Genomic DNA, 26,962 nt, shown 5'->3' on the forward strand with positions numbered 1-26,962 from the left:
TCGCGGGGCGCGTCTGTCGAATTCAGCCGAACAGACTCTGCACCCGGATCGTCTCGACACGCCGCCATGTACCGCCAGGGAGCAGCAGCCAGTCGCCGTCCTTGCCGCGGCCACTCCGACGGCCCGAGCCGCCCGTCGCCCGCGCGGCTGCGCCCCGCGACGGCAGCCGGGTGCTGCCGCAGCCGTGTTCAGCCACCCGCTTGGCTCGCCTGCGCTTGCTCATTCGTCGCTTCCATCTGCCGGGTCGCGGTCCTGATACGCCCAGCATCGCTCAGGTGGCACGGTTCCATCCGATCACCTGCACATGTCCGGTGGAGCACAGCCGTGTCATACGCCCGGATCCGTATCTCTCGCGGGGCGGCGATGCCTCGCGCAGCGTAGAGGCGAAGGGACGACCGTCAGGACGGCGTGCGGGCCGTAGGAGAGGTGGGACAGATGGACACGGATGTCTCCGGGCCGAGGGTCGTCGTCGGCGTCGACGGGTCGACGTCCTCGTACGCGGCCCTTCGGTGGGCTGTTCGCTACGCAGGCCTGGTGGGCGGCACCGTGGACGCGGTCGCGGTGTGGGAGCTGGCGGGCCTGTACGGCTGGTCGGCGCCCGCTGTGGACCTGGATGTCGACGAGGACGATGCCCGGCAGCGCATGCGGCAAGAGCTGACCGATGTGCTGGGCGCGGACGCGGCCGGGGTGGTCAGGACACACGTGGTGCACGGCAATCCCGCCGACGTCCTGCTGCGGGCTGCCGAGGGAGCAGAGGTCCTGGTGGTGGGCAGCCGGGGGAGGGGCGGATTCGCCCGCGCGCTGCTCGGTTCCGTCGGCCAGCACGTGTCGCAGCACGCGAACTGCCCGGTTGTGATCGTGCGCCCCGATCCGTCGTGACCTGGGATGGGGCCCGGTATGGTCCGGCGACTCGGGCGGGGCCGGTGTCATCGGCCGGCCGCATCGCCGCGTGGGGCCCCCAGGTAGGCGGTGGCCAGCCCGCCGCCCACACCGCCGGCCCAAGCCGCCACGCGCAGGCCGAGCGCGGCACTCACCGGCTCACCCGCGGAGCGGCTTCCTCGACCACGACGCCGTTCCGGAAGGCGACATGATTCTTGATCTTCCGGGCCAGCGGGCTGGGATGCGGGTAGTACCAGGCGGCATTCGCATTGGTTCGCCCACCGGCAGTCACCGTGTAGTAGCGGGCGAGCCCCTTCCAGAAGCACAGCGACCTGGCCCAGCTGTCGGTGAAGCACTCGCGGTGCAGCGACTCGGGCGGAAAGTAGTGGTTGCCCTCCACCACGACGGTCCGCTCGGCCTCCGCGAGTACGACGCCGTTCCACACGGCGCGCATCACGACCGACCACCTCCGACAAGATACTTGTAGTCCATGCCTAGTCCATGCCTCGACGCTAGAACGCCCATCGGTGGCCCGACGGTGAGCGCGCTTACACTCCGCCTTCCGTGTCGGCGGCTCCATGTCCCCAGGATCGCGAGATCGCTCCCCGCTCGGCCGGTTCAGGGGGCATTCCGGTCTGCCACCGCCGAAGGCGGCCCCGGCGGCTCCTGGAGCACGCTCCAGGCGACCGGTCCGAGCAGGTCGGCCAGCCGCCGGAAGAGGTCCAGGAACAGGTCGTCGACCGTCAGCACGCCCACCACGCGGCCCGCGTCGAGGACCGGAAGGCGGCGCACGCCGGTGCGGCGGAACGTCCGGTAGGCCACCTGGAGGTCGTCGTCCGCGTCGACCGTGGCCACCTCGGCGGACATCACTGTGTCCACCGGTGCCTCGCACGCCAAGCCACCGCCCAGGCCACGTACGGCGAGGTCGCGGTCGGTGACGATGCCGCGCAGCACTCCGCCCTCGACGACGAGGACGGAGCCGACGGCGGACTCGGTCATCCGCCGGGTCACCTCGAGCAGCGGTGCATGAGGCGCGACGGACACCGGCGGCGCGGTCATGACCTCGGAAACCTTCATGCGACCAGACCTGCCTCAGGCGATGTCGAGCACGTCGGCCACCGGTCGCCGCGGGCTCGCGGGGCCTTCGGGGCCGTAGCCGAGCCGGAGCACCATCTGCACGTGGGCCATGGCCGAGAACGGGTCGCGAGCCACCCACCGGAATTCCGGCCACTCCAGGGGCTGGGAGGTCATCGAGGCGACCAGCCCGTCCGCTGTGGCCTGGAGCAGGACACGCTCCAGTGCCTGGCCCGCCAGCAGCCAGTCGCCTGGCCCGTCATGGTCCGTGCCCAGCAGGGCGATGTGCGGGTTCTTCTCGAAGGGCGCCCAGCCACGCCCTGGCATCGGACGCCCGAGGGCGAAGTCGCGCACGGGGGCTGTGGTGCCGTGCTGGCGAGGGCCGAACGCCTCCGCGGGGATGCCGTCGGGTGCGCCCACGACGTCCGATGGTTCCGTACGCGTCCACTGCGCCGTTTCACCGAGGATGCCGGGGTCCATGGCCTGCCGGCCTTCGGCATCCTGTACCAGTTCCAGAATCTCCCGCACGTGCCAGGCGCCGGGGAACACCAGCTGGGCGCCCTCGGCATGAGCCGCGTCGCACAGCCGCTCCACCACGGCGGCCGGGATCTGCTCGTCACGGAAGGGGAAACGGCTGGAATGACGGCGGGAGATCGCCGGGTACAGCCGGGCGAGTGCCTCGTCGGGTGACGCGGATCCGCGCAGACCCACCTCGGCGAGCAGCTCCGCATCGTCCAGGTCGGGCAGCAACCGTACGGCCGGTGTCAGCCCCTTCGCAGCAGCGGCCACGCGGAGGTTGAGGAGCGCCGCGCCGCAGCCGAGGTGCAGGCCCCGCCTGTCCGGATCGATGTGCGGCAGGGTTCGCTCCAGGTCGGCGTACACGCGCAGGACGGCGCTGTCGCGCAGAAAGCGGAACCTCCACGGCTGCGCGTTGTGCTGCGAGGGTGCCGCCGCGGCCTCCGCCACCAGCTCGGAGACGACGTTCACGTCGATGGGTTGTGCAGTCACGGTGGCTTCCCTTCTCAGCAGGGCCGGCGACCTCGGCCTCACGTCGGCCTCGACGGAACGGCGATGACGGGGCAGCGGGCGTGGTGCAGCACGCCCTGGCTGACCGAGCCAAGCAGCATGCCGGTGAAACCTCCGTGCCCCCGGGTCCCGACCACCAGGCCCAGCGCATGGGCGGAGGCGTCGGTGAGCACCTGAACGGGATGCCCGACGACCAGCTCGTGGTGCAGGTCCACCTCCGGGTAGCGGTCGTGGCGGCCGGCTACGGTCTCGGAGAGCAGCCGGTGGGCCTCCTGCTGCGGGGCGTACTCGTCGAAGATCCGGAGCCGGCCGGGCTCCCAGACGTAGAGGGCCCGCAACTGGGCGCCGTGCAGGGCCGCCTCCTCGAACGCCACGTCGACCGCGGCGGCCGAGTGGGCGCTGCCGTCGACGCCGACGACGTAGTACCCGGGCTCCTGCGTGGTGTGCTCGGGCTCGGGGACGACGATCACGGGGCAGCGCGCGTGGGCCATGACCGGGACGGCGACCGAGGCGGAGCCGAACACCTCCTGGGCCCGGCTCAGATGCCGCGAGCCCAGCACGACGGCCGTGGCATCACGGCTCTGCTCACGCAGCACCCACACGGGGTCGCCCTCCGCGAGCAAGGCGTCCACCTCGACCTGCGGGTGCCGTGCCGCGATGAAGTTCGCGGCGTCTTCGAGCACCTGCTTCCCGGCCTCGTGCAGCGACTCGTTCCATCCCTCCCAGGACGGCGGGACCTCCCGCCCTCGGTAGCCCCTGGTGGGTACGCCCTCGACGTGGACGGGCCGCAGTGGCAGTCGACGGCGGGCGGCCGCGTCCGCCGCCCAGGCCAGCGCCGTCCGCCGGCTGGGATCGGGATCGACGCCCACCACGATCGGGAGGCGATCACCGGGCCGTGACATGACGGCCTCCAGCCATCTCGTTACGGCCTCCAGCCGCCTCGTTCGTCCTTGTCGGTGCGGGAGCGGACATCTCGCTCGCCTCCTCCCGGCGGTGCCGCGGAGCAGCACCGCCGATCTCATGGAAGACCTGACGCGGTCCGGGATCCAGGGGCCATTGGTCCTCGCCGCGTCCCTGTCGGCCCCACCGCACGGCCGTTCATGGTGCGCCGGCCGGCAGTGTCCAGGGGGGCGTGGCAGCGGTGCGGTGGTCCGGACGGAACCGTGCCTCGATGTCCGCACGTACCGTGGCCGTCAGCTCCTGCAGAGCGCGGGACGTGACCGGTCTGACCGGTTCGGGGTCGTAGATCCGCCGCGCCGTGCCGGGCAGGCCGGCAAGGTCCTCACGGAGCCGGTCGCGGGCGTCCTGCCAGCGGTCCGGCGGCCCTGTCCGGCGGCCGTCGCGCATCACCGTGCGCAGCAGCGGCCGTGCCGAGCCAGGGGGTTCCTCCCGCCACAGGCCGATGACGTCGGGCTGCCCGGCCCGGCGGAAGACCTGCTTGCGGCCCGGGGCCGTGACTTTCGCCGAGGACAACTTCATCACCGGGCGGCCGTCGTACTCGACGAGCTTGTACGCGACGTCCAGGTACGGGGTGTCCGCGGCCACACCGACGCGCGTTCCCACGGCATACACGTCGATCGGGGCACCGGCGCGCACCAGCCTGGCGACGCCGTACTCGTCCAGTCCGCCGCTGGCCACGATCCGTACGTCGGGCAGCCCGGCGGTGTCCAGAAGGGCGCGTGCCCGGCGCGAGAGCACGTCGAGGTCTCCGCTGTCCAACCGGATCGCGCAGCCGGGACCGCGCCCCAGGTCGCTCAGCACCCGCGCCGCGATCCGCACGCCCTCCCCGGTGTCGTAGGTGTCGACGAGGAAGGTGACCGGGCCCGGATGACTGCGCGCGAAGGCCCGGAAGGCTTCTTCCTCGCCGGAGAACGCCTCGATGTACGAATGCGCCATGGTGCCCGAGGCCGGGATGCCCAGAGCGGTGGCGGCGGCAACGTTGCTGGTGCCGGCGAAGCCGACCAGGGCGCCGAGCCGGGCCGCGTGATAACCGGCCCAGGGGCCGTGGGTGCGGCGCAGCGAGAAGTCCACCACGGGGCGTCCGGCCGCGGCCAGGACACAGCGGGCCGCCTTGGACGCGACGACCGTCTGGTGGCAGACCTGGTTCAGCAGGTAGGTCTCGACGAGCTGGGCCTGCGGCAGCGGCGCGGTCACCTCCAGCAGCGGCTCACCCGAGAACACCGCACGACCCTCCGGAACGGCGCGCACCTCGCCTTCGAAAGCGAGGCCGAGCAGTGGTTCGAGGTCCCGGACAGGGCGGTGCAGCGCGTCCGCGAACACCTCGACGTCCTCCCGCTCCACGCGGAGGCCGGCCAGGAAGTCCAGGGCGGACTCCAGCCCTGCGGCGACCAGGAAGCCCCGGCCGGGCGGGAGGTCGCGGACGAAGAGGCTGAAGGTGGCCGGGGCCCGCATGTGCTCCCGCAGGTAGGACATGGCCATGGTCACTTCGTAGAGATCGGTGGTCGTGACGTCGGACATGATGATCGCCGCCGAGTGTGGTCGTCCCTTCATCCACCAGTCTGCTATCCACCAGTCTGACCGCATACGCTGAGAAGGGGACTTCAGGGACCCCCGGCAGGGGCTGTTCGGCCTCAGCAGTCCGGGCCCGTGCGCGCTGGACTGGAGGTGTCGGCAGGCCGGACCAACAGCCGAGGAGGTACGGCGATGGCCACACTGGCACGTAGGCAGAGGTTCACGTTCCCGGAGATGCCGGACTGGTTCGAGAACCTTCCGGCCCGGTTCGCGATGCCCGGGATGGGCGACCTGTACACGGTCCGGATCGAGGACTTCACGGAGGATGACCGCTACGTCGTGCGAGCGGAGCTTCCGGGCATGACCCCCGAGAACATCGACGTCTTCATCAGCGAGGGGGTGCTGACGGTCCAGGCCGAACGCACGGAGAAGGACGTCGCGAAGAACCACAGCGAGATCCGGTACGGCGCGATGAGCCGCAGCGTGACGCTGCCGCCGGGCGCCGACGAGGACGACGTCAAGGCGGACTACACCGACGGCATGCTCACCGTCAGCGTCGGCCTGGGCGCCGAGAAGGCGGAGGCCAAGCACGTCGAGATCAAGCACGGCACCTGACGACAGGTGATGGCATGTGGCGGGCTCCGGTGCGGGCCCGCCACCGTCGTGCGCTTCTCGCGCCGCCGTCACCGTGCCCCGTGGGAGGCGGCCCAGCGCCGTCGCACCGCTTCCTCGTGTTCGGTCTCCTCCAACGCCGGCTCCAGGGCCGCCAGTTCGCGCCGAAGCCGGGGGATCCAGTGCCGGCGCAGGGCGCGCACCCGCTGCCGGGTCCGTCCGGCTTCGGCGGCGAGCAGTTCGGCGGCTGCCCGGTGAGCGGCGTACTCCGCCGCGGCGCGCACCGCGGCCCGGTAGGCCGTCGCGGCCTGCGCGAGCGCGGTGTTGGGCGGTGTCGGCTCCGCCGGGGAGCGAACGGGGGCCGTCCGAGCCACGGCCGCGGGATGGCGTACGCCCATCAGCGCGGCCCACTCGACGTCGACGCGCGCCGGCCTGCGGGCAACGCCTGGGCCGGCGCCTGTTCGCCCCCGAGCAGCACCCCGCGCACCAGCCAACACCAGCCAGGTGTCGGCCCGGGCCAGCTCTTCCCGCCACGCCGAGCCCGCGTCCTCTGCCGCCCGTCGTTCCGCGCGCTCCCGGTCGAGCAGTAGCCGGAGTTTGCGTTCCAGCAGATCGGCTCCGCGCAGCGCGGTGGCGAGGTTACGGCGAAGCCGCAGCCGCGCGGCCCGTCCCGGCGGCACCCGGCGCCCGTGCGTGCTCACGTCGGCTCCTCGTCCTGCCGTGCGGCGTGGCTGTCGAGCTGGTTCGCCGGGATCATGCCGAGATGGCTGCGCGGCAGGGTCAGCAGCACTTCCCAGGCCCGGCCCACGGACTCTTCCAGTGACCGGTTCTCGTCCGTGCCCTGGGCCAGGAACCGGTTCCGGAAGGCGTCCTCCAGGTCCAGGTGGCCGAGGTCGGTCGGGCTGAGTGCCGATCGCCCGATCAGGTCGGCGAGTTCCGGCACCTGCCGGGACCGGCGGCGCCGCAGGCGGCGAGGCCGCGCTCGATCCCCGTTGGCCACCTGGCTCAGCGAGAGTTGGCCAGTTGGGCTACTGACTGATCCCGGTCGGTGTCCGTGGGGCGTCAGTTGCAGCAGTCGCAGCCAGGACGGTAGCCGCAGGCCCCGTTCTGTGACTGAGAGCTTCAGTTGGTTGTGACCGCGCTTCCGTGATGGGTACGGCCGACTCGCTATCGGTCGTACCTCATTGAGTCGATCCGAGTCTCGCGATGCGCCCCCACGCCTTCGTTCGATTTGCGCTCACGCGCGGACCGCCGAGCCATAGCCGTACCTGTCCTGCCACCACCACAATGGGAGCGAGAAGCCACCCTGCAGAGCCGGAGTGCCGATGCTCGACTCCTTAAATGTCGCGGTGTCACTCTTGATCGCCGTAGCCGCGCTGGCAGTGGCAGTGCATCAAGTCCGAAGGGCCACACGGATTGCCACGGACACCAATGGGCTCAGCGTGTTCTCGGCCCTCTACCGCGAGTTGCGGTCGGTGGAGTTCCGGCGTGACCTGGACCTGGTCATCCGCCATCCACCCCGGACGGGGCTGGTGGAGGGCTGGGGCGGTGACGGCACTCCGGAGGAGGAACGGCGCATCGACGCCGCCTTCAACGTCTGCGCGACGCTCGAGTGGCTTGGCATCCTGGTCGCGTTCAGACTCATCGACGAGAAGCTCGTCGTCTCCGCGAATGCCACGATGATCATCCGGGCGTGGATCGCGCTGCAGCCTTTCGTTGAGCGTGAGCGTTCCCGTCGTCGCGACACCGGGATGGCCGGTGTCCCACCAGGCTTCATGCCCTTCTTCGAGCATCTGGCCGCTCGCACGGTCCAACACAGGTCGGGCGCCCGAGGCCGACAGCTGATCGCAAGCCTGAAGTTGGACACAATGCCCGATACCCTCCACGTCCTCGACGTGGCCCCGCCACTTCATGCGCCCGATCCGCTGCCAGCCCCGCGCGGCCAGAGTACGGACCCCTCAACACCGCTGGACTGAACTCACAGCAGTTCTCCGCATCCGCCGCGGTGCGTGGCGTCGTGCATCCATCACACCTCGGCTCGACAACGGAGCGCGCATCCCGCTTCTGACGTAGTCATCACGCAAAAGCGGCCAGAACCAACTGAAGCGCTCAGTTTTTCTCAGGGATAGGTGGCCACCGCGGTCTCGACCTATCCCGTGCCCCGGGCCGATATCCCGCCTGTGCACGGATTTGCCGGTCGGCGGTCACTCAGCGTGGATCCTCGGCCGGACCTCCACGATGATGTCCGCGTCCGCCTCGTCGCCCTCCTCGCCGCGCCAGAGGAAGACCCGCACGTGCTTCGCCCGGGGAAGGCCCCGCATCTTCCACTCGCTCATCAGGTCGGTGACGACGAGGGCGACGACGTAATGGGCACCCTCGCCCGAATCGTCGGCGGTGATCGCACCCCGCCACCGTTCAGGGTCGCTGCCGTAGGGGCGCCATCCCTCCGAGCCGTGCGGCTCGAACACCCGGTACACCCAGCCCGTCTCGGTGCCCATAGCACCGATCCTGTCACTGCAGGGAGTCCCATGCGCGTATCGGACGACGCCTGCCGAGCGCGGGTCGACCGGCTACAACGACTTCCCCGACGTCATCCACGACGTCACCCGTGAGCACTATCGGCTCTACCCCACGCCTGGCCAGCAGGGAATACAGCCTGACTACTTGATCACGAACTTCCCTCACTGCGATTGGCCAACTATCGCTGCGAGTCACACATGGGCGGGTGCAGTGGCGGAGTAAATCGAATCGAACACATGCTTGAATATGGCCGCGCACCGCGGTCCGGAGACGACTGATCCACCTGTCGTCGGAGGTGCTGTTCCACCCGTACTTGCAGGGCCGGCGGTCGGCGGGCTGGGCGGCGCTGAACGGTGCACGCCATGTCCGAGCCACCCCCTGACCCGCCGCTGCCCTCTGACCCGCCCCGGCTCCGGGAGATCCTGGCGTATCTGGACGAGCAGCTCGCCAAGACCGAGGCCATCGCCATCTACCTGCGCCTCCAGCGAGACAAGGTCAAGGCGGCCCTGGCCCGCGCCGAAGGTCCGGCCCAGCAGGAGCGACCAAGGCAACCGGAGCGACCGATGCGCAAAGTGAAGGACGGCGGCCCTCTTCCGGGCTTCGCCCAGTCACCTATGAAGACCGGCTACGTCGTCCGGCGGAAGCGGACCCCGCACGGACCTGAACCCGCCTTCATCCACCTCGCCTACTGCACGATGGTCGAGGGCACGCCGCACCGGATCAGGCCAGATGAGGCGCGGGCTGCGCTCACCGACCCGAAGATTGAGCCGTGCCGGTTCTGCCGTCCCGACACCGAGCTGGGCACGGACCTGGCGTGAGCATCCTGGGTCGGCGAGCTGCCCGCCCAAGTGGCCGGACGTACATTCGGTCACATGGACGAGATGCCACAGCGCATCGACCCTTCAACGGACCGGGCCGCCGCCGCTCTGCTGCTGGGATGTGCCCCCAACCAGGTCGGCTACTGCGCGCGCTGCCAGGGGCTGACGCGCCGCTACGGATCCGATGCCCAGGTCGTGTGCCGAGCCTGCCGAGCGGCCGAAGCCGCCCAGGGATCCTCCGGCTTATCGGCGGCTGTCACCCGGCGGCAGGCACAGCTCCCTGTCCGAAAGCGGCGACGTCCCCGGGCGCCATGTCCTCGCGGAGGCGTACGAATCGGGCTGGATGCCTCCAGGCCCCTCAGCCCTGGGCGGTGTCCACGTCGGTCTCGGCGACCAGCTCCGGCTCGACGAGGACGACGTCCAGCGGGGTTCGGGACCCCCATGTCGTCTGTCGGGCTCGGGATCTGCCGGGCGATCTTGATTTCTCCGGGACGGATGGGCGGCCGCAAGGCGACCCGACGCAAGCCCCGTCGAGAGGCTCGCGGAAGAACGCCGGCAGCTCCACCGTCTTCCGCGACGCCGGTTCACCACTGCGCGTCAGGTGACCTGGGAGTCCACGAGAGTGGTTTCCGTCCAGCTCAGCTTTGCGTGCCGCGGATCGTGCCGCGGAAGCCGAGGGGGCTCTTGCCCGTGTGCCGGTGGAAGAACTTGCTGAAGTTGGTGGCGCTGGAGAAGCCGAGCTGGGCGGCGATCCGGGCGGCGGACTGGTCGCTGTGGGCAAGCAGCCGCTTGGCCTCCAGCAGGACGCGGCGGTCGATGAACTCCTTGGCGGTGACTCCGTCGGCCGCGAGCGTGGCGCGGGAGAGCGTGCGCGCCGAGTGGCCGAGGGCGTGGGCGTAGTCCTCGACGCGACGGACGCCGGCGAAGTCGCGGTCCACCGCGGCACGGAACCGCACATACGGCTCGCCCGGGTCGGTGGCCGGGCTGCCCGGGGCTGGATGTGGGCGGCGCGCGCCCCGCCGTACGGCGCGCCGGGTCTTCCCCGTACGCCCGGAAGGGCACGTCGAGGATCCCGAAGTGCTGCGGGTGCAGCGGGTGCGGGCCTGGGTGGCCCTCGCCATGTCGGGGGTGCTGCTGGCCGTGTTCGGTAGCTGGCAGGACGTGTGGGAGGCACAGAGCCAGTTCCTGCAACGGCTGCTGTTCGCGCCCTGGTTGGCGCTGGCCAGCTCCCGCAGATGCCACAGCAGCGCGGCGGTCACCGCCCGCTGCGCCTCGGGCAGGCCGACCGCCGTTCGCACGTAGCGTGAGTACGGCGTCGCCGCCAGACGCTGCAGGGCATCGCCGAGCGAGGCACAGGCCGCGATCTCCCGCGCACCGTCGGCGCCCGGGTACCGGTTCACGAGGGCCTTGGCGTGCACCGCCCCTGCCACCCAGTCGGCGCTCATGGCGCTCCGCCGACCCTGACCGCCAGGCGCAGCGCGTCGGCCACCGCGCGCTCCACCAGATCCGGCATGCGCTCCGCGGCCCGCTCCCGGGCGGCCGCCACGAGGCGTTCCGCCTCCCGTGCGGTGTCGCGCCGGACGGCTTCGGCGGCCTCGTCCGCGGCGGCCCGGATGCCCGCCGCCTCCTGCTGCACGCCCGTCAACTGCGCGAGCGTGGGCTCCAGTTCCGCGGCGCGTTCCGCCGTACGATCGGCGGGCACCCCGGTGGCGGACGCTCCCGGCGTCCCCACCGGACGGAACCGCTCCAGGAAGTCCCGCAGACTCATCGGCGGCCTCCTGCCCGCGGCTGCCCCGACCGCGGAACGACCTTCGCCGCCCGAACCCAGGGCCCCGCTGGTACGTGACGTCATGAACGTACCCGCCGTCTCCCTGCGCGACGACCTGCCGTACCGCGACATCGCCCGTCTGCTCGCGCGCGAGCAGGTCGGCGCCGTCCCGGTCGTCGACGCCGATGACCACGTGATCGGTGTCGTGTCGGAGTCCGACCTGCTAGCGAAAGTGGCCTTCGAGGCCTCCGGCCACCGGCCCGGGCGCGTCGGAAGGCTGTGCGAGCGTCGGATGCACAGCAAGACCCGCGGTGAGACGGCCGCCGACCTGATGACGAGCCCCGCGATCACGGTGCTCCCGGTCGCGACCGTCGCCGAGGCCGCCTGGCTGGCCACACTGTCCCGGCTCAAGCGGCTCCCGGTCACCGACGGCGTGGGCCGCCTGGTCGGCGTCGTGCGCCGCAACGCGCTGTTCCAGGCCCTCATCAGGGACGATGCAGGGATACGGGCAGAGGTCGAGGCCAGGATCGAGGCCTGCTGCCCGCCGGAAGACCGCACCACGGTGGAAGTGGCCGTCCAGGACGGCATCGTGGAGCTGACGGGACGGATGCCGCCGGCCACTACGGCCCGGCTGGTGGCGGAGGTGGAAGCCATCGCCGACGTCGTCGAGGTGAAGAACCTTCTCACCGCCGTTTGACCCGGGGCGCGCCGATCGCTGGCCGGCGCGCACCGGCTAGCGCACATTCGCCCCTCGGGTGAGGTCGAACTCGACGTCCACCACTCCCTCGACGGCGCGCACCAGACGCGCGGCCACGGGGACCAGGGCGGTGTCCTGGACCTGGCCCGTCAGTGTGGCGACTCCGTCGTGCACATCCACCTGGATGGCCGAGGTCGTCAGCGGGAAGAGGTACGACATGATCTCGTGCCGGATCTCCTCGGCGATGTCCTGGTCGTCGCGCAGGAAGACCTTGAGCAGGTCGGTGCGGCTGACTATGCCCGCCAGCAGACCGGCTTCGTCGACCACAGGCAGCCGCTTGACCTTCTCGCGCGCCATGATCCGCGCGGCCTCGGACAGGGTCGCGTTCGCGCGGACGGTGATCGCGGGCGAGGACATCAGGTCTCCCGCGGTGACCGCACCGGCCTTCGCCACGTCGGCGGGCCGGCGCAGCAGCGCGTAGCCCTCCTCGGGGCTGTCCCGGAGTTCCTCCGTGGGCAGCAGGTCGGCTTCCGAGACCACGCCGACGACCCGGCCCTCGCCCTCCAGCACGGGCAGGGCGCTGACCCCCCATTCCTGCATCATCCCCACGATCACCTTGAACGAGGCCCACCGGCCGACGGAGGCGACCGTCTGGGTCATGACATCGCTGACGATGTGCGGGGTGCCGTACATGGTGACCCCCTAAGGTCCTCGGCGGGTGGTCCTGCTGTTTCCAGGGTGTGTCGGTACGGAAGGTTTGGGAAATGGGCCCGTAGGCCCCTGGACGGGCCGTTCGGCCTCCCGTCCCCGCCACCGCGGCTCCGGTGGGTCGGTCGGCCCCGCTCAGGGACCTCTGGCCTTTGACCTCGGCCCGACCGTGCCACCACGCTGGAATCGGACCCTCACGCGGGAGGTGGAGACCATGCTCCGAACCGTCACCATCGGCCTCGACGGATCACCCGAGAGCCGGGCCGCCGCCGAGTGGGCGGCACGTGAAGCGACGCTCCGCGCCGTGCCGTTGAAGATCGTCCACGTCTGGGAGCAGGTGCCGGGGCATGGGGCTGAGGCGGCGCTGCTCGGCCCGGAGACCGACCAGCACTGGATCGAGCGGATTCCGCACGAGGCCGCCGAGGGCATCCGGCAGAGCCACCCCGGTCTCGAAGTGACCAGCGAGCAGTTGAGGGGGAGCGTCGTCGACCTGCTGTGCGAGGCGGCGGGCTCCGCCGACCTGTTGGTGCTCGGCTCGCGGGGCTTCGGCGCGATCGGCGGGTTCGTGGTCGGCTCGGTGAGCCTGTCCGTCGTCGCACGCGCCGAACGCCCGGTGGTTCTTGTACGGGCGGGTGAGCAGGCCGCGGACGAACACGAGACGGACCAGGCGGGCGTGCCCTCCGCCGAGGCGCCCTTCCGGCCCGTGGTGCTCGGCCTCGACACCGACGATCCGGACGACACGCTGCTGGAGTTCGCCTTCGACGCCGCCGCACGCCGGGAAGCGTCCCTGCGAGTCGTCCACGGCTGGCCCGAGCCGCCCACTTCCTTCTACCGCTTCCCCGGCGACGCCGAACTCTACGACGCCCTCGAACGCCGGCATGCCGCCGCTCTCACCGAGGTCCTGCGTCCCTGGCGGCAGAAGTTCCCGGGCGTCGAGGTCATCGAGGCGAGCCGGTGCGGCAACGCCGCGCAGATCCTCGTCAACTCCTCGCGCGACGCGTCGCTGGCTGTCGTCGGCCGACGCATCCGCACCAGCCACCTCGGCGCACACATCGGGCACGTCACCCATGCCGCCCTGCACCACATCACCGCCCCCGTCGCCGTCGTGGCGCACAGCTGATCCGACACTTCACGGACGACAACCCATGAAGCGTCGGTGCCCGGCGCCGCCACGGCCACTTCGGCCTCCGGCTCGGCCGTGTCGCCCACGGGGTGCTGCATCACGCCGCATGCCGGGTGGCCGTCGTGCCGGAGCGTGAGTGACGTCGAACCACGCTCCACGGCCACGGGCCACGCGCACGGCCACGGATCAGCCGAACTCGATCTGTATCTCGGGCGGTTGCCGCAATGTGTTGTGCACCGTGCAGTGATCGACCACCCACGCAGCGCATCGAGCCTGGCCCCGCTCAGCTCGTGCGGCACCAGGACCCGCAGGCGCACGGAGGCGATACGGGCAGGCCGGTCGTCGGCCATGGTGAAGTCCGCCAGCACGCGGAGCTGTTCGCGGTCGAGGCGGTGGCGTTCGAAGAAGCGTCCCGCGTAGTAGGCGACGCATGAGGCGAGCGACACGACGAGCACTTCGACGGGCGTCGGGCCACGGTCGTCACCGCCCGCCTCGACCGGCTGATCGGTGACGAGGGTGTGCCCGCGTACCGTGACCGCGAAGGCGTGACTCTTGAGGTGACTCACCTGCACCTGGTGCGCAGGCACCGAGGTGGCGGGCGGGGGGATGGTCATCACGTCTCCTTCGGATGTTCGGGGCGCTCGTGGCGCGGCCCTGCGGAGCCACGAGCGGTGGATGTGGCCGGCCAGGCCAGGGCACGGGTGATGTCGGCGAGGGTGAGGATGCCGACGAGGCGGCCCTCGTCGAGGATCAGCGCACGGCGCACGGGGCTCGACTCCAGACGGGGGAGCAGATCGAGCACGGGTTCCTCGGGGGCGGCCGTGACGACCTCGTCGAGGGGGCGCATCACTTCGTGGACCGTCGTGCGCGCACGGGCCTGGGGCGGGGTCGCGTCGACGCGCCGAAGCGTCAGCACACCAGCCACCGAGCCGTCGGCTGCCAGCACCGGGAACGCGGAGTGGCGGTAGTGGCCGAAGGGCCCCTCGGCAAGGAAGTCGGTAAGGGTCGCCGTGGCCGGCACGGTGACCGGGTCCGGCGTCATGGCCCGGCTGACCGGGACACCGCGCAGAAGGCTGCGCATCTCGGCCTGGCGGGCCTCGGCGGTGGCCGCGGCTATGAGGAACCAGCCGATCAACGCGGGCCACAGAGCGGACAGGTCACGTCCGTACAGCACGGCCAGAAAACTGGTCACCACCATGAACCAGCCCAGTGCCCGGCCCGCCGACGAGGCACCTCGAGTGGCCCGCAGCCGGTCGCCGGTGCGGTGCCACAAGTACGCGCGCAGCAGCCGTCCTCCGTCGAGCGGGGCTGCGGGCAGCGCGTTGAAGACGGCCAGCAGAATGTTGATCGCGGCCAGCCAGGCGAACGCCTCGACCACCAGTCCGGACGTGTGGAGCGCTTCCAGCCCTGCGGCGACGCCCGCGAGCAGGCCACCGGCCAGCAGGCTCGTGAGCGGGCCCACGCCGGCGATGCGCAGCTCCGCGGCCGGCGTCGGCGCCTCGTCGTGCAGGCGGGCGGCGCCGCCCAGCATCCACAGAGTGATCCCGTCCACCTGGACGCCGTTGCGGCGGGCGACCACGGCATGCGCCAGTTCGTGCACCAGCAGGGAACCGAGGAAGACGACGGCGGTCACCAGGGCGAGTCCCCAGTACACGACGGCGGAGTGGCCCGGGTGCGCGGCGGGAAACCGGCCGCGCGCGAGCGCGACCCCCACCAGGGCGACGATGACCAGGACACTCCAGTGCAGGCCGACCCGCACGCCGGCGATCCGGCCGAGGGACAGCGTCTCGTTCATGACATCTCTCCTCACCCTCCGGCTGGTGCCTCGTGCGTCGTTCGGGCGGACGGCGCCGATCTCCCTGCCGGGAGCAGGTCCGCGGCACCTTCATCGTCCGGCGGTGGCCGTGTCGCGGGGAAGGGCCGATCGGCTCGCAGGAGGGACGACCGGCCCGGGCGCTGCCGCACCGTCTCCGGCCGGGATCGGCACTGGTCGGCCGACGGTGAGGGCCGGACGGCCCAAGCGCGGCCCCATGCGCGCTGCCAGGCTGGAAGGTGCGGGGCAATCCGGCACCGCGCCGGAAACGGCTTGTGCCGTTCGTCGTAGGCGCCGGAACCAGGGTCCCGCGGCAGACCGACGAAGGTGAGGAGCGTCATGCAAGGCTTCGTCTTCCACGGTCCCGGCCAGGCTTCCTGGCAGGACGTCCCGGACCCGGCCGTCAAGGAACCCACCGACGCCATCGTGAAGGTCGGTGTCGTGACCATCTGCGGGACGGACCTGCACATCCTCAAGGGCGACGTGCCCGAGGTGCGCCCCGGTACGGTGCTCGGGCACGAAGCCGTCGGTGAGATCGTCGAGGTCGGCAGCGACGTACGCACCGTCCGGCCCGGAGACCGGGTGCTCATGTCCTGCATCACCTCCTGCGGCCGGTGCCGCTTCTGCCGTGACGGCAGCTACGGCCAGTGCCGGGGCGGCGGAGGCTGGATCCTCGGCCATCTGATCGACGGCACCCAGGCCGAGTACGTACGCGTGCCCTTCGCCGACCTGTCCGTCCACCCGCTGCCCGGCGGGCTGCGCAGCGAGGACGCCGTACTGCTCGCGGACATCTTCCCGACCTCCTACGAGGTCGGCGTCCTGAACGGGCACGTACGCCCCGGTGACACCGTCGCCATCGTCGGCGCCGGCCCCATCGGGCTCGCGGCGATCGCCACGGCCCGGCTGTTCTCGCCCCAGCGGATCATCGCCGTGGACCTGACCCCGGCCCGGCTGGAGGCCGCCCACCGGCTGGGTGCCGACGCCGTGGCCGACGTCCACGAGGCTCCCGCCCAGCTGGTCGCCGACCTGACCGACGGGATCGGCGCGGACGTGGTCATCGAGGCGGTCGGCGTACCGGAGAGCTTCGAGCTGTGCACCCGCATGGTCCGCCCCGGCGGGCACGTGGTCAACGTGGGTGTACACGGCAGGGCGGCCACGCTGCACCTCGAAGACCTGTGGATCAAGAACGTGACGATCACGACCGGGTTGGTGGACACCTACTCCACCCCCACGCTGCTTCGGATGGCCGCGGCCGGTCGGCTGCCGACCGGGCAGCTGGTCACCCACACCTTCCCGCTGGAGCAGATGGAGGAGGCGTACGAGATCTTCTCCAGGGCCGGCGAGACCGGCGCGCTCAAGGTGGTGCTCGGCGGGGAGCAGCACGCGGAAGTGGTCGTGCCCGCGGCCTGACGAGAAGAGGGCCGGCTCGCCGCCCGGCGGGTGCAACTCGCCCTGACACGGCGGCGGGTGGCGGGTGGCGGCGCGGGCCGGGCACGCACCGCAGTTCACCCGGGCTGCGTCCCGGCGAGTGCCGCACGCTGCTGACCCTGAATCAGTCGTCCTCCGGCGCCTCGCCCCGCGCGATGAGGAGGATCCCCGTGATCAGGTCGGGATGGATGCGTACCGTATGGTCCATGCCCGGCTCGGCTGCCCAGGGCTCCAAGAGCGCCCGATGCGCACCAGTTCGCCGGGGTCTGTCACCGGCCGGGCATAGCCCGTGACCACCACACTCCAGCCAAGACGTGTGCCTGGGTCGATGGCGTCGGCCTCGTAGGCGACGACGACGCCGTTGTCTTCGGCCGGTTGGGCCTGGGAGGTGAGGGCCGATCCCTCATGGGTGCGTATGACGATGTCGCCGCAGTCCAGGACGTGGTTGACCGGACGGGCCGTGGGCAGGGCCTGCCGGGTGAAGACGATCCTGCCCATGGACATGGTGCCGAGCAGTCGCAGTGCCTCGGCGCGATCGAGGTCGATGCGCTGTGCCGGGCGGTCATGACGGTTCATGGCTGGCTTCTTCGCGCGTGTGTCGACCTGGAAGCCGTCGTCACCTGGTGTCGCTCGAGTCCGTGCTCCGCAGGGCAGCCCGGCCCGCCTCCAGACGGGCGACCGGGACCCGGAACGGCGAGCAGGAGACGTAGTCCAGTCCAGCTGTGTGGAAGAAGTGGATGGACTCGGGGTCGCCGCCGTGTTCTCCGCAGACACCGGTCTGCAGGTCCGGGCGGGCGGCACGGCCCTCCTCGACGGCGATCCGGACCAGCCGGCCCACACCCTCACGGTCGAGCGTCTCGAACGGCGAGGCGGTGAACACGCCCTTGTCGAGGTAGGCCGAGAAGAACGCGGCTTCCACGTCGTCGCGGGAGAAGCCCCAGGTGGTCTGGGTGAGGTCGTTGGTGCCGAAGGAGAAGAACTCGGCCTCCCCGGCGATCCGGCCGGCCGTGAGCGCGGCCCTGGGCAGCTCGATCATCGTGCCGACGGGGCAGTGGACGGGCATGCCGGTCTCCGCGCTGACCTCAGCCATTACCCGCCTCACGTCCTCACGGGTGAGCCGGAGTTCCTCTGCCGCGCCGACGAGCGGCACCATGATCTCCGCCCGCGGGGATCCGCCGGCGCGAGTGCGCTCGACGACCGCCTCGGCGATCGCACGCACCTGCATCGTCACCAGTCCCGGTACCACCAGCCCGAGCCGTACGCCGCGCAGGCCGAGCATCGGGTTCTCCTCGTGCATCCGGTTCACGGCGTCGAGCAACTCCACGTCGTGTGCGTCCGGTTGTCCGCCACCGGCCTTGGTGGCGGCGATCCGCACGGCGAGGTCCGTGCGGTCGGGCAGGAACTCGTGCAGCGGCGGATCCAGGAGCCGGATGGTGACTGGCAGGCCGTCCATCGCCTCCAGGATGGCCGCGAAGTCCCGCCGCTGGAGCGGGAGAAGAGCCGCTAGAGCATGATCGCGCCCGGCGTCCGTGCGGGCCAGGATCATCCGTTCGACCAACTTGCGCCGCTCGCCGAGGAACATGTGCTCGGTGCGGCACAGTCCGATGCCCTGTGCCCCGAACCGCCGGGCGCGGGCGGCGTCCTCGGGGGTGTCGGCGTTGGCCCGCACCTCCAAGCGCCGCACCGAATCGGCGTGGTCCAGGGCGCGGGCGACGGCGGCCACCGTGGTGTCCAGGTGCTCGCCGGTCTCCAGATAGCGCATCGTCGCGGAGGCGACCAGCTCAATCGCACCCGCGTACACGTCCCCCGTCGAGCCGTCTACCGAGATGACAGTGCCCTCGTCGACGACTGCGCCGGCCTGGGCGGTGAAGCGGCGCGCCTCCGCGTTGACGGTGATGTCCTGCGCACCACACACACAGACCTTGCCCATGCCACGGGCGACCACCGCCGCATGGCTGGTCTTGCCGCCCCGCCCGGTCAGTACCGCCTGCGCGGCGACCATGCCGGGCAGGTCGTCGGGGGTGGTCTCCTCGCGCACGAGCACAACCTGTTCTCCGGCCGCGGCCCTGCGCACGGCCTCCGCGGAGTCGAACACGGCCGCGCCCACCGCGGCACCCGGCGAGGCCGGTACGCCATGGGCCAGCGCGTCACCGGTCGCGGCGGTGTCGAAGCGGGGGAACATCAGCCTGGCCAGCCCGTCGCCGCCGACCCGGGCCAGGGCCTCGTCGGCGGTGATCAACCCCTCCTCGACCAGCTCTGCGGCGATGGCGAAGGCGGCCTCAGCGGTGCGCTTGCCCACCCGGGTCTGCAGCATCCACAGGGTGCCGCGCTCGATGGTGAACTCGATGTCGCACAGGTCCCGGTAGTGGCGCTCCAAGGTCTGGGCGTGATCACGCAGTTGCCGGTACGAGCGCGGGTCCAGCCGTTCCAGCTCGGCAAGCGGTACGGCGTCCCGCACGCCCGACACGACATCCTCACCCTGCGCATGCGGCAGGTAGTCGCCGTACAGGCCGGGGCGACCGGTCGCCGGATCGCGGGTGAAGGCGACGCCGCTGCCGGAGTCGGGGCCCAGGTTGCCGAACACCATGCGCTGCACGGTGACCGCGGTCCCCAGGTCGTCCGGGATGTGCTCGCGCCGCCGGTACAGACGGGCACGCTCGGCGTTCCAGGACCGGAACACGGCGAGGACCGCCTGTTGGAGCTGCTGAGCGGGGGACTGCGGGAAGTCGTGGCCCGTCTCGTCCCGGATCAGGCTCTTGTACGTCCCCACCAGCCAGGCGAGGTCGCTCGCGTCGAGACGGAGGTCGTCGGGGGCCTCGCGGGCCTCCTTGAGCAGGGTCATGGCCTCGTCGAACAGGGCCGGATCGACCCCCATCACCGTGCTGCCGTACATCTGGACGAGTCGGCGATAGGAATCCCAGGCGAAGCGCTCGCTGCCGGACACCTTGGCCAGGCCCAGCACGGAGGCGTCGTTCAGGCCGATGTCGAGGACCGTCTCCATCATGCCGGGCATGGAGAAACGCGCCCCGGAGCGGACGGACACCAGCAGCGGGTCGTCCGCCTGCCCGAGCAGCCGCCCGGTGGCCGTCTCCAGTGCCGAAAGGTGCCGGGAGACCTCCGCCGACATGCCCTCCGGCTCCTCGCCGGTGGCCAGGAAGGCGCGGCAGGCCTCCGTGGTGACGATGAACCCCGGCGGCACCGGCAGACCCAGCCGGGCCATCTCGGCGAGGTTCGCGCCCTTGCCGCCGAGCAGGCCGGCCAGGTCGCGGCCGCCGTCCTGGAAGTCGTAGACGTAGCGGACCATGACGCCTCTCCTCGGCTCTGCGGTCTCGTACGTCTCCAGGGTCGGACGGGACCGGGCTGCTGAGCGAGGTGCTCTCAGACCCCTGGGGTGGGCCGATCGGCCCCCTCACCCGCAGGACTGCCCGGCAGAGCCCCCGCCACTGACAGAGAAACCGCCCCGCAGACCACTACTCGTCGGCCGCGGTGAGCCGGCAGTCCACGCCCACCACGCCCTCGACGCCTCGCACGAGACGCACGGCGAGAGGAATCCGGCTGGCGTCCGGCACTCGTCCGGTCAGCGTGGCGACGCCCTCGGTGACCATGATGTGCACGGGCTCGACCGGATCCGGGAAGAGGACGTCGACCACGTCGCGCCGGATGTCGTCGGCGAGGTCGTTGTCCGGGCGCAGGAACACCTTGAGCAGGTCGCTGCGGCTGACAACGCCTTCGAGCAGGCCTTCCGCGTTCACCACGGGAAGCCGCTTGACGTTGCGCAGGGCCATGATGCGGGCTGCTTCGGCGAGCGTGGCGTCGGCGTGGACGGTGACGGCCGGGGCGCTCATCAGCTCCTCGGCCCGGACGCCGCCGGCCTTGGCCATGTCGGACAGCCGACGCAGCTGGGTGACGCGGTCCGGATCGCTGTCCCGGAACTCCTCCTTGGGCAGCAGGTCGGCCTCGGACACGACCCCGATCACCCGGCCGTCGCCCTCCAGCACGGGAAGGGCACTGACCTTCCACTGGTCCATGCGCTCGACGATCTCCTTGAACAGAGCCTCGCGGCCCACGGCGACGACGGCATGCGTCATCACGTCACTCACTCGATGCGGGCTGCTGTGCATGCTGTCCTCCTCGCGGGACCGGGCGGTCACGTCAGGCCACCGCTGCCGTAGGGGGCGTAGAGGTCGAGCAGCCGGACCCGGGAGGCGTGCAGCCGCTGGGCCACCACCCGTCCGATCCAGACCGCGATCGCCCGCCCGAACTCGGGATCGGCGGCGCACATCTCCCGGACCGTCTCGGCGTCGAACTCCTAGGCCCGCACCGGGCTGGTCGCTTTCGCGCCCAGGTGCCAGATGTACGGCGGGAAGTGCCAGGACCAGCCGACCAGTTCGCCGTGCCCGAGTGACTCGATGACGGCGGGACGGCGGCCGGGCACACGCAGGTCCAGGGCGACGGTCCCGGTACGGACGATCCAGAAGCGGTCGGCGTGCCGGCCCTCCTCGAACAGGTGGGTCCCGGGCTCGAAGGAGACCTCGCGGGCGAGGCGCATCAGCCGTTCACGGTGCTCGGGCTCAAGGGCCGTGGTCATGGTCGTGGCGGAGGTCATCGCACCGGCTCCCTTCATGGTCTCTGCTTCCAGCGTGGGCGCATCCGTGCCCCGCCGCCACGGGCCGCTCGGATCCGACCAGGGCCCTTCGGCCCATGGGCCCCGGTATCCGTCGCCACGCAGGCTGGAAGCATCCGCTCTGGGGGATGGATCGCCGCTGCTCGCGGATCCACCGACCAGGCCGCGGCATGACTGGACGGGAAGGGCCACCCACTTCTCGCGGATCCGGATTGCGCGGTGCGCGGCTGCCGGCCGCTTCCCCGCGTCTCCAAAGGGTCCTTCCCGCCACCACCAGCACACCACGGGAACCGCCGTTCCACCAGGGCCGTTCGACCCCAAACCGGCGACATACGCGAGGAGTCGAGACCATGACCACCGCGACTCCCGGGCCCGCGGCCCGGCCACTGCGCGGGCAACGGCCCGCGGCAACTGCGGCCTCTTCCAGGGCCTCGCCGACCTGCGTCGGCGCAACTGGCGTGGCATGCCGTGTGCCGCCGAGGACATCGAGGCCGTCGTGATCACCCACGCCCACCTGGACCACTGCGGCTACCCTCCGCGTCTGGTCCGCCAGGGCTTCCGGGGCCCGGTGGTGACCACCTACTTCACCGCCCGCCTCATGGACCGATCTCGCAGCCGGCACCCAGCTCACCCTCCACTCCGCCGGCCACATCCACGGTTCGGCCTGGGCACGCCTCACCCGCTGCTCCTGCCGCCGGAACCGTTCTCCGGCGCGGACGTGCTGCTCATGGAGTCCACGTACGGCAACCGGGAACACGAGCAGGAGGCCGGGCGAGCTCGCTTCGTCGGCGTACTGAACCGGACGCTGGCCCGGGGCGGCACCGTCGTCATCCCGGCCTTCGCCCTCGACCGCACCGAGGTCGTCCTGCACGAACTCGCCGAGTTGGGCCGCGCGGGCCGACTCCCGGCCGATGTCCCCGTCTACTCGAGCGCCAGATGGCACTGGCTGCCCTGGACGTCTACCGGGACGCAGTCCTCAGCCGGGACCCCGCAACTCCGCCCCGAGATCACCGCGGAAGGCATGGCCGCGCTCAGCCCCGAGCCGTTTCTCGCCGTACGGTCCGTCCAGGAGTCCGTCGAACTCAGCCGGTCCGGCGGCCCGGCCATCATCGTCTCCGCCTCCGGAATGGTCACCGGCGGACGCGTCCTGCACACCTGCGCCGACTGCTGCCCGATCCACGCAACGCGATTGTCGTGGTCGGCATCGCCGCGCAGGGCTCCCGTGCCCGTGACCTCGTCGACGGAGCCCGAGTGCTGAAGATGTTCGGCGAGTACGTCCCCGTCCGGGCCACCGTCGCCGACCTGCCGCACTTCTCGGCACACGCTGACGCGGGGCGGGTGCCGCGCGGAGCATGTACTCGTCCGCTGAACGAAGACGCATGAACGAAGACGCATGAACGAAGACGCACCAGGACCCGGCCGCAAAGGCCCTCCCCAACGCGGGGCGGGCCGGGACGAGCGGCCCGGGCAGGATCAGGAGCCGCCCTTCTCGCCCGTCGCCGTCTTCGAGTAGGCGTCGTGCCAGGCGGCCTTCGCGCCGGAGTCGCCGATCCGGTAGACGTCCACGACCGCCCCCGCAGCAACGGCGAGCGAGAGCACGCCTACGACGATGCGTACCGGGAGGGCGGACCAGCGCCTGCCGTCGCTCTGCCCGGGCTCCGCAGGAGCGCGCCGCCCCGCCCACCAGACGACCGCTGCCAACGCGAACAGGCCCAAGGCCCAGGGCAGCAGCCCGTCGCCCAGCTCGGCGTGGCGGCGTACCAGCGCGTCGTCGTCCACGTGTCGTTCGAGCCACTCGCCGGCGTGGGTGGTCAGCGGCACACTGATCAGAGCGATCAGAGCCAGCAGCGGCAGCAGCGGACCCAACCGCCGGGCGGCGCGCGGCCACAGCGCGGCTGTGACCAGGGCCAGCGCGGTCAGGGGTATCAACACGACGACCACATGGACCAGCAGGACGTGGGTGGGCAGACCGTTGACCAGATTCATCGAGGCGCTCCTGAGGGGTGGGGCGCGTCAGCCTGGCACAGCAACCTCTCAGTTACCTCTCAGGCCCCGTCAGCGCAGCCTGCGCAGACAGGGGTGGTGGGGGTGGCGCGGTACGAGCCGGACGCGGACGTCGAGCGTCGTGACGCCGCGCTGCCCGGCCAGGACCGGGTGGAGGTCGGCTTCCGCGAGTTCGGGCAGGTCGGAGGCCATACGGGAGAGCCGATGCAGCAGCTGTTCCAGGGCGCCGAGGTCGGCGGCGGGGCTGGCGGCGTAGCCGAACAGCAGCGGGGAGCACCGGGGCGAGGTGAGCAGGTCGTGCACGTCGAGGCCGCGTGCCGTCACGCCGCCTACCGTGCTCGCAAAGCCCAGTGGCTACGCGAAGCCGTCACACCCCCGTCCGGTGTGGAGCCTGCGCGAAGCCACTCCGCGGCACTGACCGGCATGGGGTGCCGTTAACGAGAGACGAACCAGATGACACGCCGATGACGGCGCTGACGGGTGGGAGGTAACCGCAACGTTGGCCCACCGCAGTCGGGTGAAAGGAAGCAAAGCTCGGCGATACGATCGCGTTGATCCATTGCGGGACTCCCGCGGGCGCGCACACGCCGTGGCCGGCGAAGGAGCGGCGCACATCAGCGAATCTGAACCCTTGTTCCTTGCCGGTCTTCCGGATGAGGCTGTCCAACTGGTCTGTCAGGGCGTTGATCCGGATCCGGCGTGCAGGAGTCCCGTACGGGCACGCGCTTGTTCCTGCTTCGAGCAAGTGAGGGTAGCCCGCCAGTACGACCCTTGCTTTGGGGGCGGCTGCGGCGATGTCCTGGTACGTGCGCTGCAGGTTTCCCGGCAGCTCGTGTTGCAGGATGTATTCCGATTCGTCGAGCGCAGCGTTGCAGGTCGCATCAGTACTGGTGGGCAGCACGCATGCCGCGACACCCTGGGAGAATCCCAGGTCGTTTCCCCCGACAGTGAGAGTCAGCAGCGTGGTCGCCGGTGAGATTTCAGGCACCTGGTCTTTCTGGACATCGGTCGTGGTCGCCCCGCTGCATGCGATGAACTGGAACGTCTTCGGGTGGTGGGCCGCAGCCCAGAGGGGGCCGTACGCACGAGGGCTGCGGAAGCAGTCGCCGCTGGCCGGGATGTAGTCGCCGGCACCCACACCGGATGCGAACGAGTCGCCGAGCGCGGCATACCGTGTTTTGCCCTGCCCTCCATACACCGACGGGTCGGCCTGCGCGGGAGATGTACCCAGCGCAATGGGGAGAGCCAGCGCAATGGGGATGATGCACTTGGGTGCCGAAACTCTCACGAAGGCTCCACCCTTACTTGTAGTAGCACAAAGCGACTATTTGACTACATTGCGTAGCTATCATGGATGTACCGCTTCCAGAGGCGCTGACACGCAGGATTCATTGGCGACATCCGAAGTCGTCTCGAAGCGGCATCCGTACTCACCGACACAGCCAGCGGCGGGCGTGTTCGAGCGCGTCCATGAGAAGACCTGAGGACTCGGCCACTGTCCCAGCGGACTCGGAGGGATGCTGCAGCGGAGGGCAAGGTCTGAGATGGGACGCCGTGTGCCGCCCGTCCACCGGGACGACCTCGCCCGGACCCACGACAAGCGGGTCACCTACGGCGACTGCGGCCGGCGGAACCGTGGCGACTCCGTAGGCCGTCCGGCGACGCGCCGAGCGGGGCGCACGCTCCAGCAGCGCACGCAGATCGTGCGAGGCCCGCCGCTGGGCTGCCGCCTCCAGCGTGCGGCCGGTCGCGAGCATCAGCGCGATGAGCGCACCGGCCAGGTACTCGTGGACGGCAAGGGTGCCACCGAGAGTGAGAACCGCGATCAGGTCGACCCCCGCACGGCCGTGACGGAGAGCGGCGAGCACCCAGCCCACCGCCGGTGCCACCGCGGACACGGTGCCCAGACCCACATGAGGTCGGCCAGAGCCTCGTCACCGGCGAGCCAGGCGGCACCCCCTGCGGTCAGGGCCGCCGCCGTGATGACCAGGAGGGTCGGCTCCAGCCGTGGCGAGGCGACCGCCCTGGTCAGAGAGCGCAGCCGGGCGGCGAAGGCGGAGCGGTTCATGCCCACCTCCGTCTGTTCGGCGTCGTTGCCCGCGATCCGGTCCCCGTCCATCACGCCTCGGCTCCGTGGGCCCGTGGCAGGGGACGAACGGATCTTCCGCCAGGGCCGTACGGATGCTGTTCGCGCCCGTGCGCCTCTGTCGTCGCCCTCAGGTGTCGCCCTCCGGTCGACGAGGGTCCATCGGCCCCTCGCATTGGCCTCACCGGCCCATGACGTGCTCCGCGGGCCGGGCGAGCTTGAGGAACACATACCGTGAGGAACACACACTTCGTACCACCGTCGCCTGACCGCTCTGGGAGGAGGCAGCCGTGGACGAGAGGCTCTCCGTGGGCGCCCTGATGGGTGAGGCGCCATACTCGATCAGTGAGGACGAGACCGTTCTGATGGCCTGGGAGGTGGTCGAGCGGTCCGGGCAGCGCCACCTGCCGGTGGTTCGCCAGGACGGCAGCTGCGCCGGTGTGCTGGACCGCGCCGAGCTGGCCGTCGCGTGCGCGGACCCCGCGGTGACACTGTCCCTCAGGAAGGTCCGCGACCTTGTGCACGGGCGCCGCACGGTCACGGTCCATCCGGAGGAATCGACGCTCCACGCGGCGACTGTGATGGCGGAGGAGGACATGGACGCGCTACCGGTCACCGACGCGCACGGACGACTGACCGGGCTGCTCACGGCCCGGGACTACGTGGCCTCGGCCGCAGGTCTGCACGGCCGAGCCAAGCCTGTCAGCAAGGGCCCCGCACGGGCGACCCTGCCCGGGCTGCCACCTCGTCGCGCAGTGAGGGAGCACGGGATCGTCATTCCGTAGGAGAGACGAGTGGCCCGGTCGCTGGAACCAGAGAGGAAGGCTGACGTCATGGTCTGGGCATCATGGACCACCCCCGGGGTGTTCACCGGCCGGGGCGGCGCATGTACCGACGAGGCGGGGGTCGTGAACGGCGATCTGACCGTCCACACCACCTGGGACGGCAACGAAGCCGACGTGACCGTCCAGTACACCGGCACCTCCGAATGGTTCACCCTGACAGGAAGCCCGGTGCCCTGCCATTCGGAGCAGGAGAGCCGGAATCTGCACCAGGCCGTGGTCGCGGCCGTCAGAGCAGGCGGCGGAGTCACCCTTGAACAAGGGCGCATCAGGGAAACAACCTGAGACGGCGACGGACCTGGCTCGGTCCTTCGTCGGGAGACGGCGGGCGTAGACCTTCTGTTCCGGACAACGCCCCTGCATCACCCGGGCATTGACCTGTGCGACGGCTCGGACGGCGGTACGGTCGACCTCGGCGCGCAGCATGCCCGTGGTCGCGCCCGTGAAGCCGGGGGAGGGCAGCAGGTG

Annotated in this window: 27 protein-coding genes and 6 pseudogenes; 11 read left to right on the forward strand and 22 right to left on the reverse strand. The window is 71.0% G+C overall.

Annotated elements, in window-relative coordinates; genetic code table 11:
* Nucleotides 1-22: 22 nt before the first annotated feature.
* Nucleotides 23-223, reverse strand: a complete 201-nt coding sequence (locus ACFYZZ_RS09720; protein ID WP_389173305.1) for a hypothetical protein — start codon at nt 221-223, stop codon at nt 23-25.
* A gap of 212 nt (nt 224-435) precedes the next feature.
* Here ACFYZZ_RS09720 and ACFYZZ_RS09725 point away from each other — a divergent pair, with 212 nt between their 5' ends.
* Nucleotides 436-879 carry a universal stress protein gene (locus ACFYZZ_RS09725; RefSeq protein ID WP_386577297.1) on the forward strand — a complete coding sequence of 148 codons (444 nt, stop codon included), beginning with the start codon at nt 436-438 and terminating at the stop codon, nt 877-879.
* Between the two features lie 151 nt (nt 880-1,030).
* Here ACFYZZ_RS09725 and ACFYZZ_RS09730 read toward each other — a convergent pair whose 3' ends face one another.
* The 5 genes from ACFYZZ_RS09730 to ACFYZZ_RS09750 form a co-directional block, all read right to left on the reverse strand.
* Nucleotides 1,031-1,333 carry a DUF427 domain-containing protein gene (locus tag ACFYZZ_RS09730; RefSeq protein WP_389173708.1) on the reverse strand — a complete coding sequence of 101 codons (303 nt, stop codon included), beginning with the start codon at nt 1,331-1,333 and terminating at the stop codon, nt 1,031-1,033.
* Between the two features lie 164 nt (nt 1,334-1,497).
* Nucleotides 1,498-1,956, reverse strand: a complete 459-nt coding sequence (locus ACFYZZ_RS09735) for a cyclic nucleotide-binding/CBS domain-containing protein (protein WP_389173307.1) — start codon at nt 1,954-1,956, stop codon at nt 1,498-1,500.
* 15 nt (nt 1,957-1,971) lie between these two features.
* Nucleotides 1,972-2,961, reverse strand: a complete 990-nt coding sequence (locus tag ACFYZZ_RS09740; RefSeq protein ID WP_389173309.1) for an Acg family FMN-binding oxidoreductase — start codon at nt 2,959-2,961, stop codon at nt 1,972-1,974.
* 38 nt (nt 2,962-2,999) lie between these two features.
* Nucleotides 3,000-3,881 (reverse strand): universal stress protein, encoded by an 882-nt coding sequence (locus ACFYZZ_RS09745; RefSeq protein ID WP_389173311.1) that lies wholly within the window; start codon nt 3,879-3,881, stop codon nt 3,000-3,002.
* A 196-nt stretch (nt 3,882-4,077) separates the two neighbouring features.
* Nucleotides 4,078-5,457, reverse strand: coding sequence for a nicotinate phosphoribosyltransferase (locus tag ACFYZZ_RS09750; RefSeq protein WP_389173313.1), 1,380 nt, complete (start codon nt 5,455-5,457; stop codon nt 4,078-4,080).
* Nucleotides 5,458-5,643: 186 nt separating this feature from the next.
* On the opposite strand from ACFYZZ_RS09750, the gene ACFYZZ_RS09755 reads away from it, so the two are divergent.
* On the forward strand, nt 5,644-6,066 hold the full coding sequence (locus ACFYZZ_RS09755; protein ID WP_389173314.1) for an Hsp20/alpha crystallin family protein: 423 nt from the start codon (nt 5,644-5,646) through the stop codon (nt 6,064-6,066).
* 68 nt (nt 6,067-6,134) lie between these two features.
* Here ACFYZZ_RS09755 and ACFYZZ_RS09760 read toward each other — a convergent pair whose 3' ends face one another.
* Both ACFYZZ_RS09760 and ACFYZZ_RS09765 read right to left on the reverse strand, forming a co-directional pair.
* A complete protein-coding gene (locus ACFYZZ_RS09760) occupies nt 6,135-6,764 on the reverse strand; it encodes a V-type ATP synthase subunit D (RefSeq protein ID WP_389173316.1) in 630 nt (209 codons plus the stop codon).
* Nucleotides 6,761-7,006 (reverse strand): hypothetical protein, encoded by a 246-nt coding sequence (locus tag ACFYZZ_RS09765; protein ID WP_389173318.1) that lies wholly within the window; start codon nt 7,004-7,006, stop codon nt 6,761-6,763. The genes ACFYZZ_RS09760 and ACFYZZ_RS09765 overlap by 4 nt, the downstream gene beginning before the upstream one ends.
* A gap of 382 nt (nt 7,007-7,388) precedes the next feature.
* Between ACFYZZ_RS09765 and ACFYZZ_RS09770 the strand changes: the two genes are divergently transcribed.
* On the forward strand, nt 7,389-8,039 hold the full coding sequence (locus tag ACFYZZ_RS09770) for a hypothetical protein (RefSeq protein WP_389173320.1): 651 nt from the start codon (nt 7,389-7,391) through the stop codon (nt 8,037-8,039).
* A 228-nt stretch (nt 8,040-8,267) separates the two neighbouring features.
* Here the strand turns inward: ACFYZZ_RS09770 and ACFYZZ_RS09775 are convergent, their stop codons facing one another.
* The gene (locus tag ACFYZZ_RS09775) at nt 8,268-8,561 is read right to left on the reverse strand and encodes a hypothetical protein (RefSeq protein ID WP_389173322.1); all 294 of its coding nucleotides are present in this window, start codon (nt 8,559-8,561) and stop codon (nt 8,268-8,270) included.
* Nucleotides 8,562-8,945: 384 nt separating this feature from the next.
* Between ACFYZZ_RS09775 and ACFYZZ_RS09780 the strand changes: the two genes are divergently transcribed.
* Complete coding sequence (locus ACFYZZ_RS09780) at nt 8,946-9,401, forward strand: DUF6233 domain-containing protein (RefSeq protein ID WP_389173324.1); 456 nt, start codon at nt 8,946-8,948, stop codon at nt 9,399-9,401.
* Between the two features lie 638 nt (nt 9,402-10,039).
* Here ACFYZZ_RS09780 and ACFYZZ_RS09785 read toward each other — a convergent pair.
* Nucleotides 10,040-10,846, reverse strand: a complete 807-nt coding sequence (locus ACFYZZ_RS09785) for a helix-turn-helix domain-containing protein (protein WP_389173326.1) — start codon at nt 10,844-10,846, stop codon at nt 10,040-10,042.
* The gene (locus tag ACFYZZ_RS09790) at nt 10,843-11,169 is read right to left on the reverse strand and encodes a hypothetical protein (RefSeq protein WP_389173328.1); all 327 of its coding nucleotides are present in this window, start codon (nt 11,167-11,169) and stop codon (nt 10,843-10,845) included. The genes ACFYZZ_RS09785 and ACFYZZ_RS09790 overlap by 4 nt, the downstream gene beginning before the upstream one ends.
* An 82-nt stretch (nt 11,170-11,251) precedes the next feature.
* Here ACFYZZ_RS09790 and ACFYZZ_RS09795 point away from each other — a divergent pair, with 82 nt between their 5' ends.
* Nucleotides 11,252-11,866: a CBS domain-containing protein gene (locus ACFYZZ_RS09795; RefSeq protein WP_389173330.1), complete on the forward strand. Its 615-nt coding sequence runs from the start codon at nt 11,252-11,254 to the stop codon at nt 11,864-11,866.
* A 36-nt stretch (nt 11,867-11,902) separates the two neighbouring features.
* On the opposite strand, the gene ACFYZZ_RS09800 is transcribed toward ACFYZZ_RS09795, so the two are convergent.
* Nucleotides 11,903-12,559 carry a CBS domain-containing protein gene (locus ACFYZZ_RS09800; protein WP_389173331.1) on the reverse strand — a complete coding sequence of 219 codons (657 nt, stop codon included), beginning with the start codon at nt 12,557-12,559 and terminating at the stop codon, nt 11,903-11,905.
* Nucleotides 12,560-12,788: 229 nt separating this feature from the next.
* Here ACFYZZ_RS09800 and ACFYZZ_RS09805 point away from each other — a divergent pair, with 229 nt between their 5' ends.
* Together ACFYZZ_RS09805 and ACFYZZ_RS09810 are read left to right on the forward strand one after the other, a co-directional pair.
* On the forward strand, nt 12,789-13,694 hold the full coding sequence (locus ACFYZZ_RS09805) for a universal stress protein (protein WP_389173333.1): 906 nt from the start codon (nt 12,789-12,791) through the stop codon (nt 13,692-13,694).
* Between the two features lie 32 nt (nt 13,695-13,726).
* Nucleotides 13,727-13,837: pseudogene (locus tag ACFYZZ_RS09810) on the forward strand (universal stress protein); the annotation flags it as partial.
* A gap of 204 nt (nt 13,838-14,041) precedes the next feature.
* Here ACFYZZ_RS09810 and ACFYZZ_RS09815 read toward each other — a convergent pair.
* Both ACFYZZ_RS09815 and ACFYZZ_RS09820 read right to left on the reverse strand, forming a co-directional pair.
* Nucleotides 14,042-14,311 (reverse strand): annotated as a pseudogene (locus tag ACFYZZ_RS09815) (OsmC family protein); the annotation flags it as partial.
* On the reverse strand, nt 14,311-15,492 hold the full coding sequence (locus ACFYZZ_RS09820) for a site-2 protease family protein (protein ID WP_389173335.1): 1,182 nt from the start codon (nt 15,490-15,492) through the stop codon (nt 14,311-14,313). The pseudogene ACFYZZ_RS09815 and the gene ACFYZZ_RS09820, both read right to left, overlap by 1 nt.
* 357 nt (nt 15,493-15,849) lie before the next feature.
* Here ACFYZZ_RS09820 and ACFYZZ_RS09825 point away from each other — a divergent pair, with 357 nt between their 5' ends.
* Complete coding sequence (locus ACFYZZ_RS09825; protein ID WP_389173337.1) at nt 15,850-16,920, forward strand: zinc-dependent alcohol dehydrogenase family protein; 1,071 nt, start codon at nt 15,850-15,852, stop codon at nt 16,918-16,920.
* 142 nt (nt 16,921-17,062) lie between these two features.
* On the opposite strand, the pseudogene ACFYZZ_RS09830 reads toward ACFYZZ_RS09825, so the two are convergent.
* The 4 genes and pseudogenes from ACFYZZ_RS09830 to ACFYZZ_RS09845 form a co-directional block, all read right to left on the reverse strand.
* A pseudogene (locus ACFYZZ_RS09830) lies at nt 17,063-17,514 on the reverse strand (pyridoxamine 5'-phosphate oxidase family protein).
* Between the two features lie 40 nt (nt 17,515-17,554).
* Complete coding sequence (ppdK, locus tag ACFYZZ_RS09835) at nt 17,555-20,242, reverse strand: pyruvate, phosphate dikinase (RefSeq protein WP_389173339.1); 2,688 nt, start codon at nt 20,240-20,242, stop codon at nt 17,555-17,557.
* A gap of 166 nt (nt 20,243-20,408) precedes the next feature.
* On the reverse strand, nt 20,409-21,059 hold the full coding sequence (locus ACFYZZ_RS09840; protein WP_389173341.1) for a CBS domain-containing protein: 651 nt from the start codon (nt 21,057-21,059) through the stop codon (nt 20,409-20,411).
* 26 nt (nt 21,060-21,085) lie between these two features.
* Nucleotides 21,086-21,544: pseudogene (locus ACFYZZ_RS09845) on the reverse strand (cyclic nucleotide-binding domain-containing protein).
* A 481-nt stretch (nt 21,545-22,025) separates the two neighbouring features.
* Between ACFYZZ_RS09845 and ACFYZZ_RS09850 the strand changes: the two are divergent.
* Nucleotides 22,026-22,820, forward strand: coding sequence for a hypothetical protein (locus tag ACFYZZ_RS09850; protein ID WP_389173343.1), 795 nt, complete (start codon nt 22,026-22,028; stop codon nt 22,818-22,820).
* Between the two features lie 215 nt (nt 22,821-23,035).
* Here the strand turns inward: ACFYZZ_RS09850 and ACFYZZ_RS09855 are convergent, their stop codons facing one another.
* The 4 genes and pseudogenes from ACFYZZ_RS09855 to ACFYZZ_RS09870 all read right to left on the reverse strand — a co-directional run.
* Entirely contained in the window at nt 23,036-23,548 is a 513-nt protein-coding gene (locus ACFYZZ_RS09855; protein WP_389173345.1) for a DUF2231 domain-containing protein, read from the reverse strand.
* A gap of 69 nt (nt 23,549-23,617) precedes the next feature.
* Nucleotides 23,618-23,872 (reverse strand): annotated as a pseudogene (locus tag ACFYZZ_RS09860) (acetate--CoA ligase family protein); the annotation flags it as partial.
* A 61-nt stretch (nt 23,873-23,933) separates the two neighbouring features.
* A complete protein-coding gene (locus ACFYZZ_RS09865) occupies nt 23,934-24,854 on the reverse strand; it encodes an SGNH/GDSL hydrolase family protein (protein ID WP_389173346.1) in 921 nt (306 codons plus the stop codon).
* 271 nt (nt 24,855-25,125) lie between these two features.
* Nucleotides 25,126-25,634, reverse strand: a pseudogene (locus ACFYZZ_RS09870) (heavy metal translocating P-type ATPase); the annotation flags it as partial.
* 308 nt (nt 25,635-25,942) lie between these two features.
* Here ACFYZZ_RS09870 and ACFYZZ_RS09875 point away from each other — a divergent pair.
* Both ACFYZZ_RS09875 and ACFYZZ_RS09880 read left to right on the forward strand, forming a co-directional pair.
* Nucleotides 25,943-26,437 carry an HPP family protein gene (locus ACFYZZ_RS09875; protein ID WP_389173348.1) on the forward strand — a complete coding sequence of 165 codons (495 nt, stop codon included), beginning with the start codon at nt 25,943-25,945 and terminating at the stop codon, nt 26,435-26,437.
* A gap of 48 nt (nt 26,438-26,485) precedes the next feature.
* A complete protein-coding gene (locus ACFYZZ_RS09880; protein ID WP_386577265.1) occupies nt 26,486-26,779 on the forward strand; it encodes a hypothetical protein in 294 nt (97 codons plus the stop codon).
* The last annotated feature ends 183 nt before the right edge of the window (nt 26,780-26,962 follow it).

Origin of the sequence: Streptomyces sp. NPDC001816, assembly GCF_042892235.1 — a bacterium.
Taxonomy (GTDB): Bacteria; Actinomycetota; Actinomycetes; order Streptomycetales; family Streptomycetaceae; genus Streptomyces.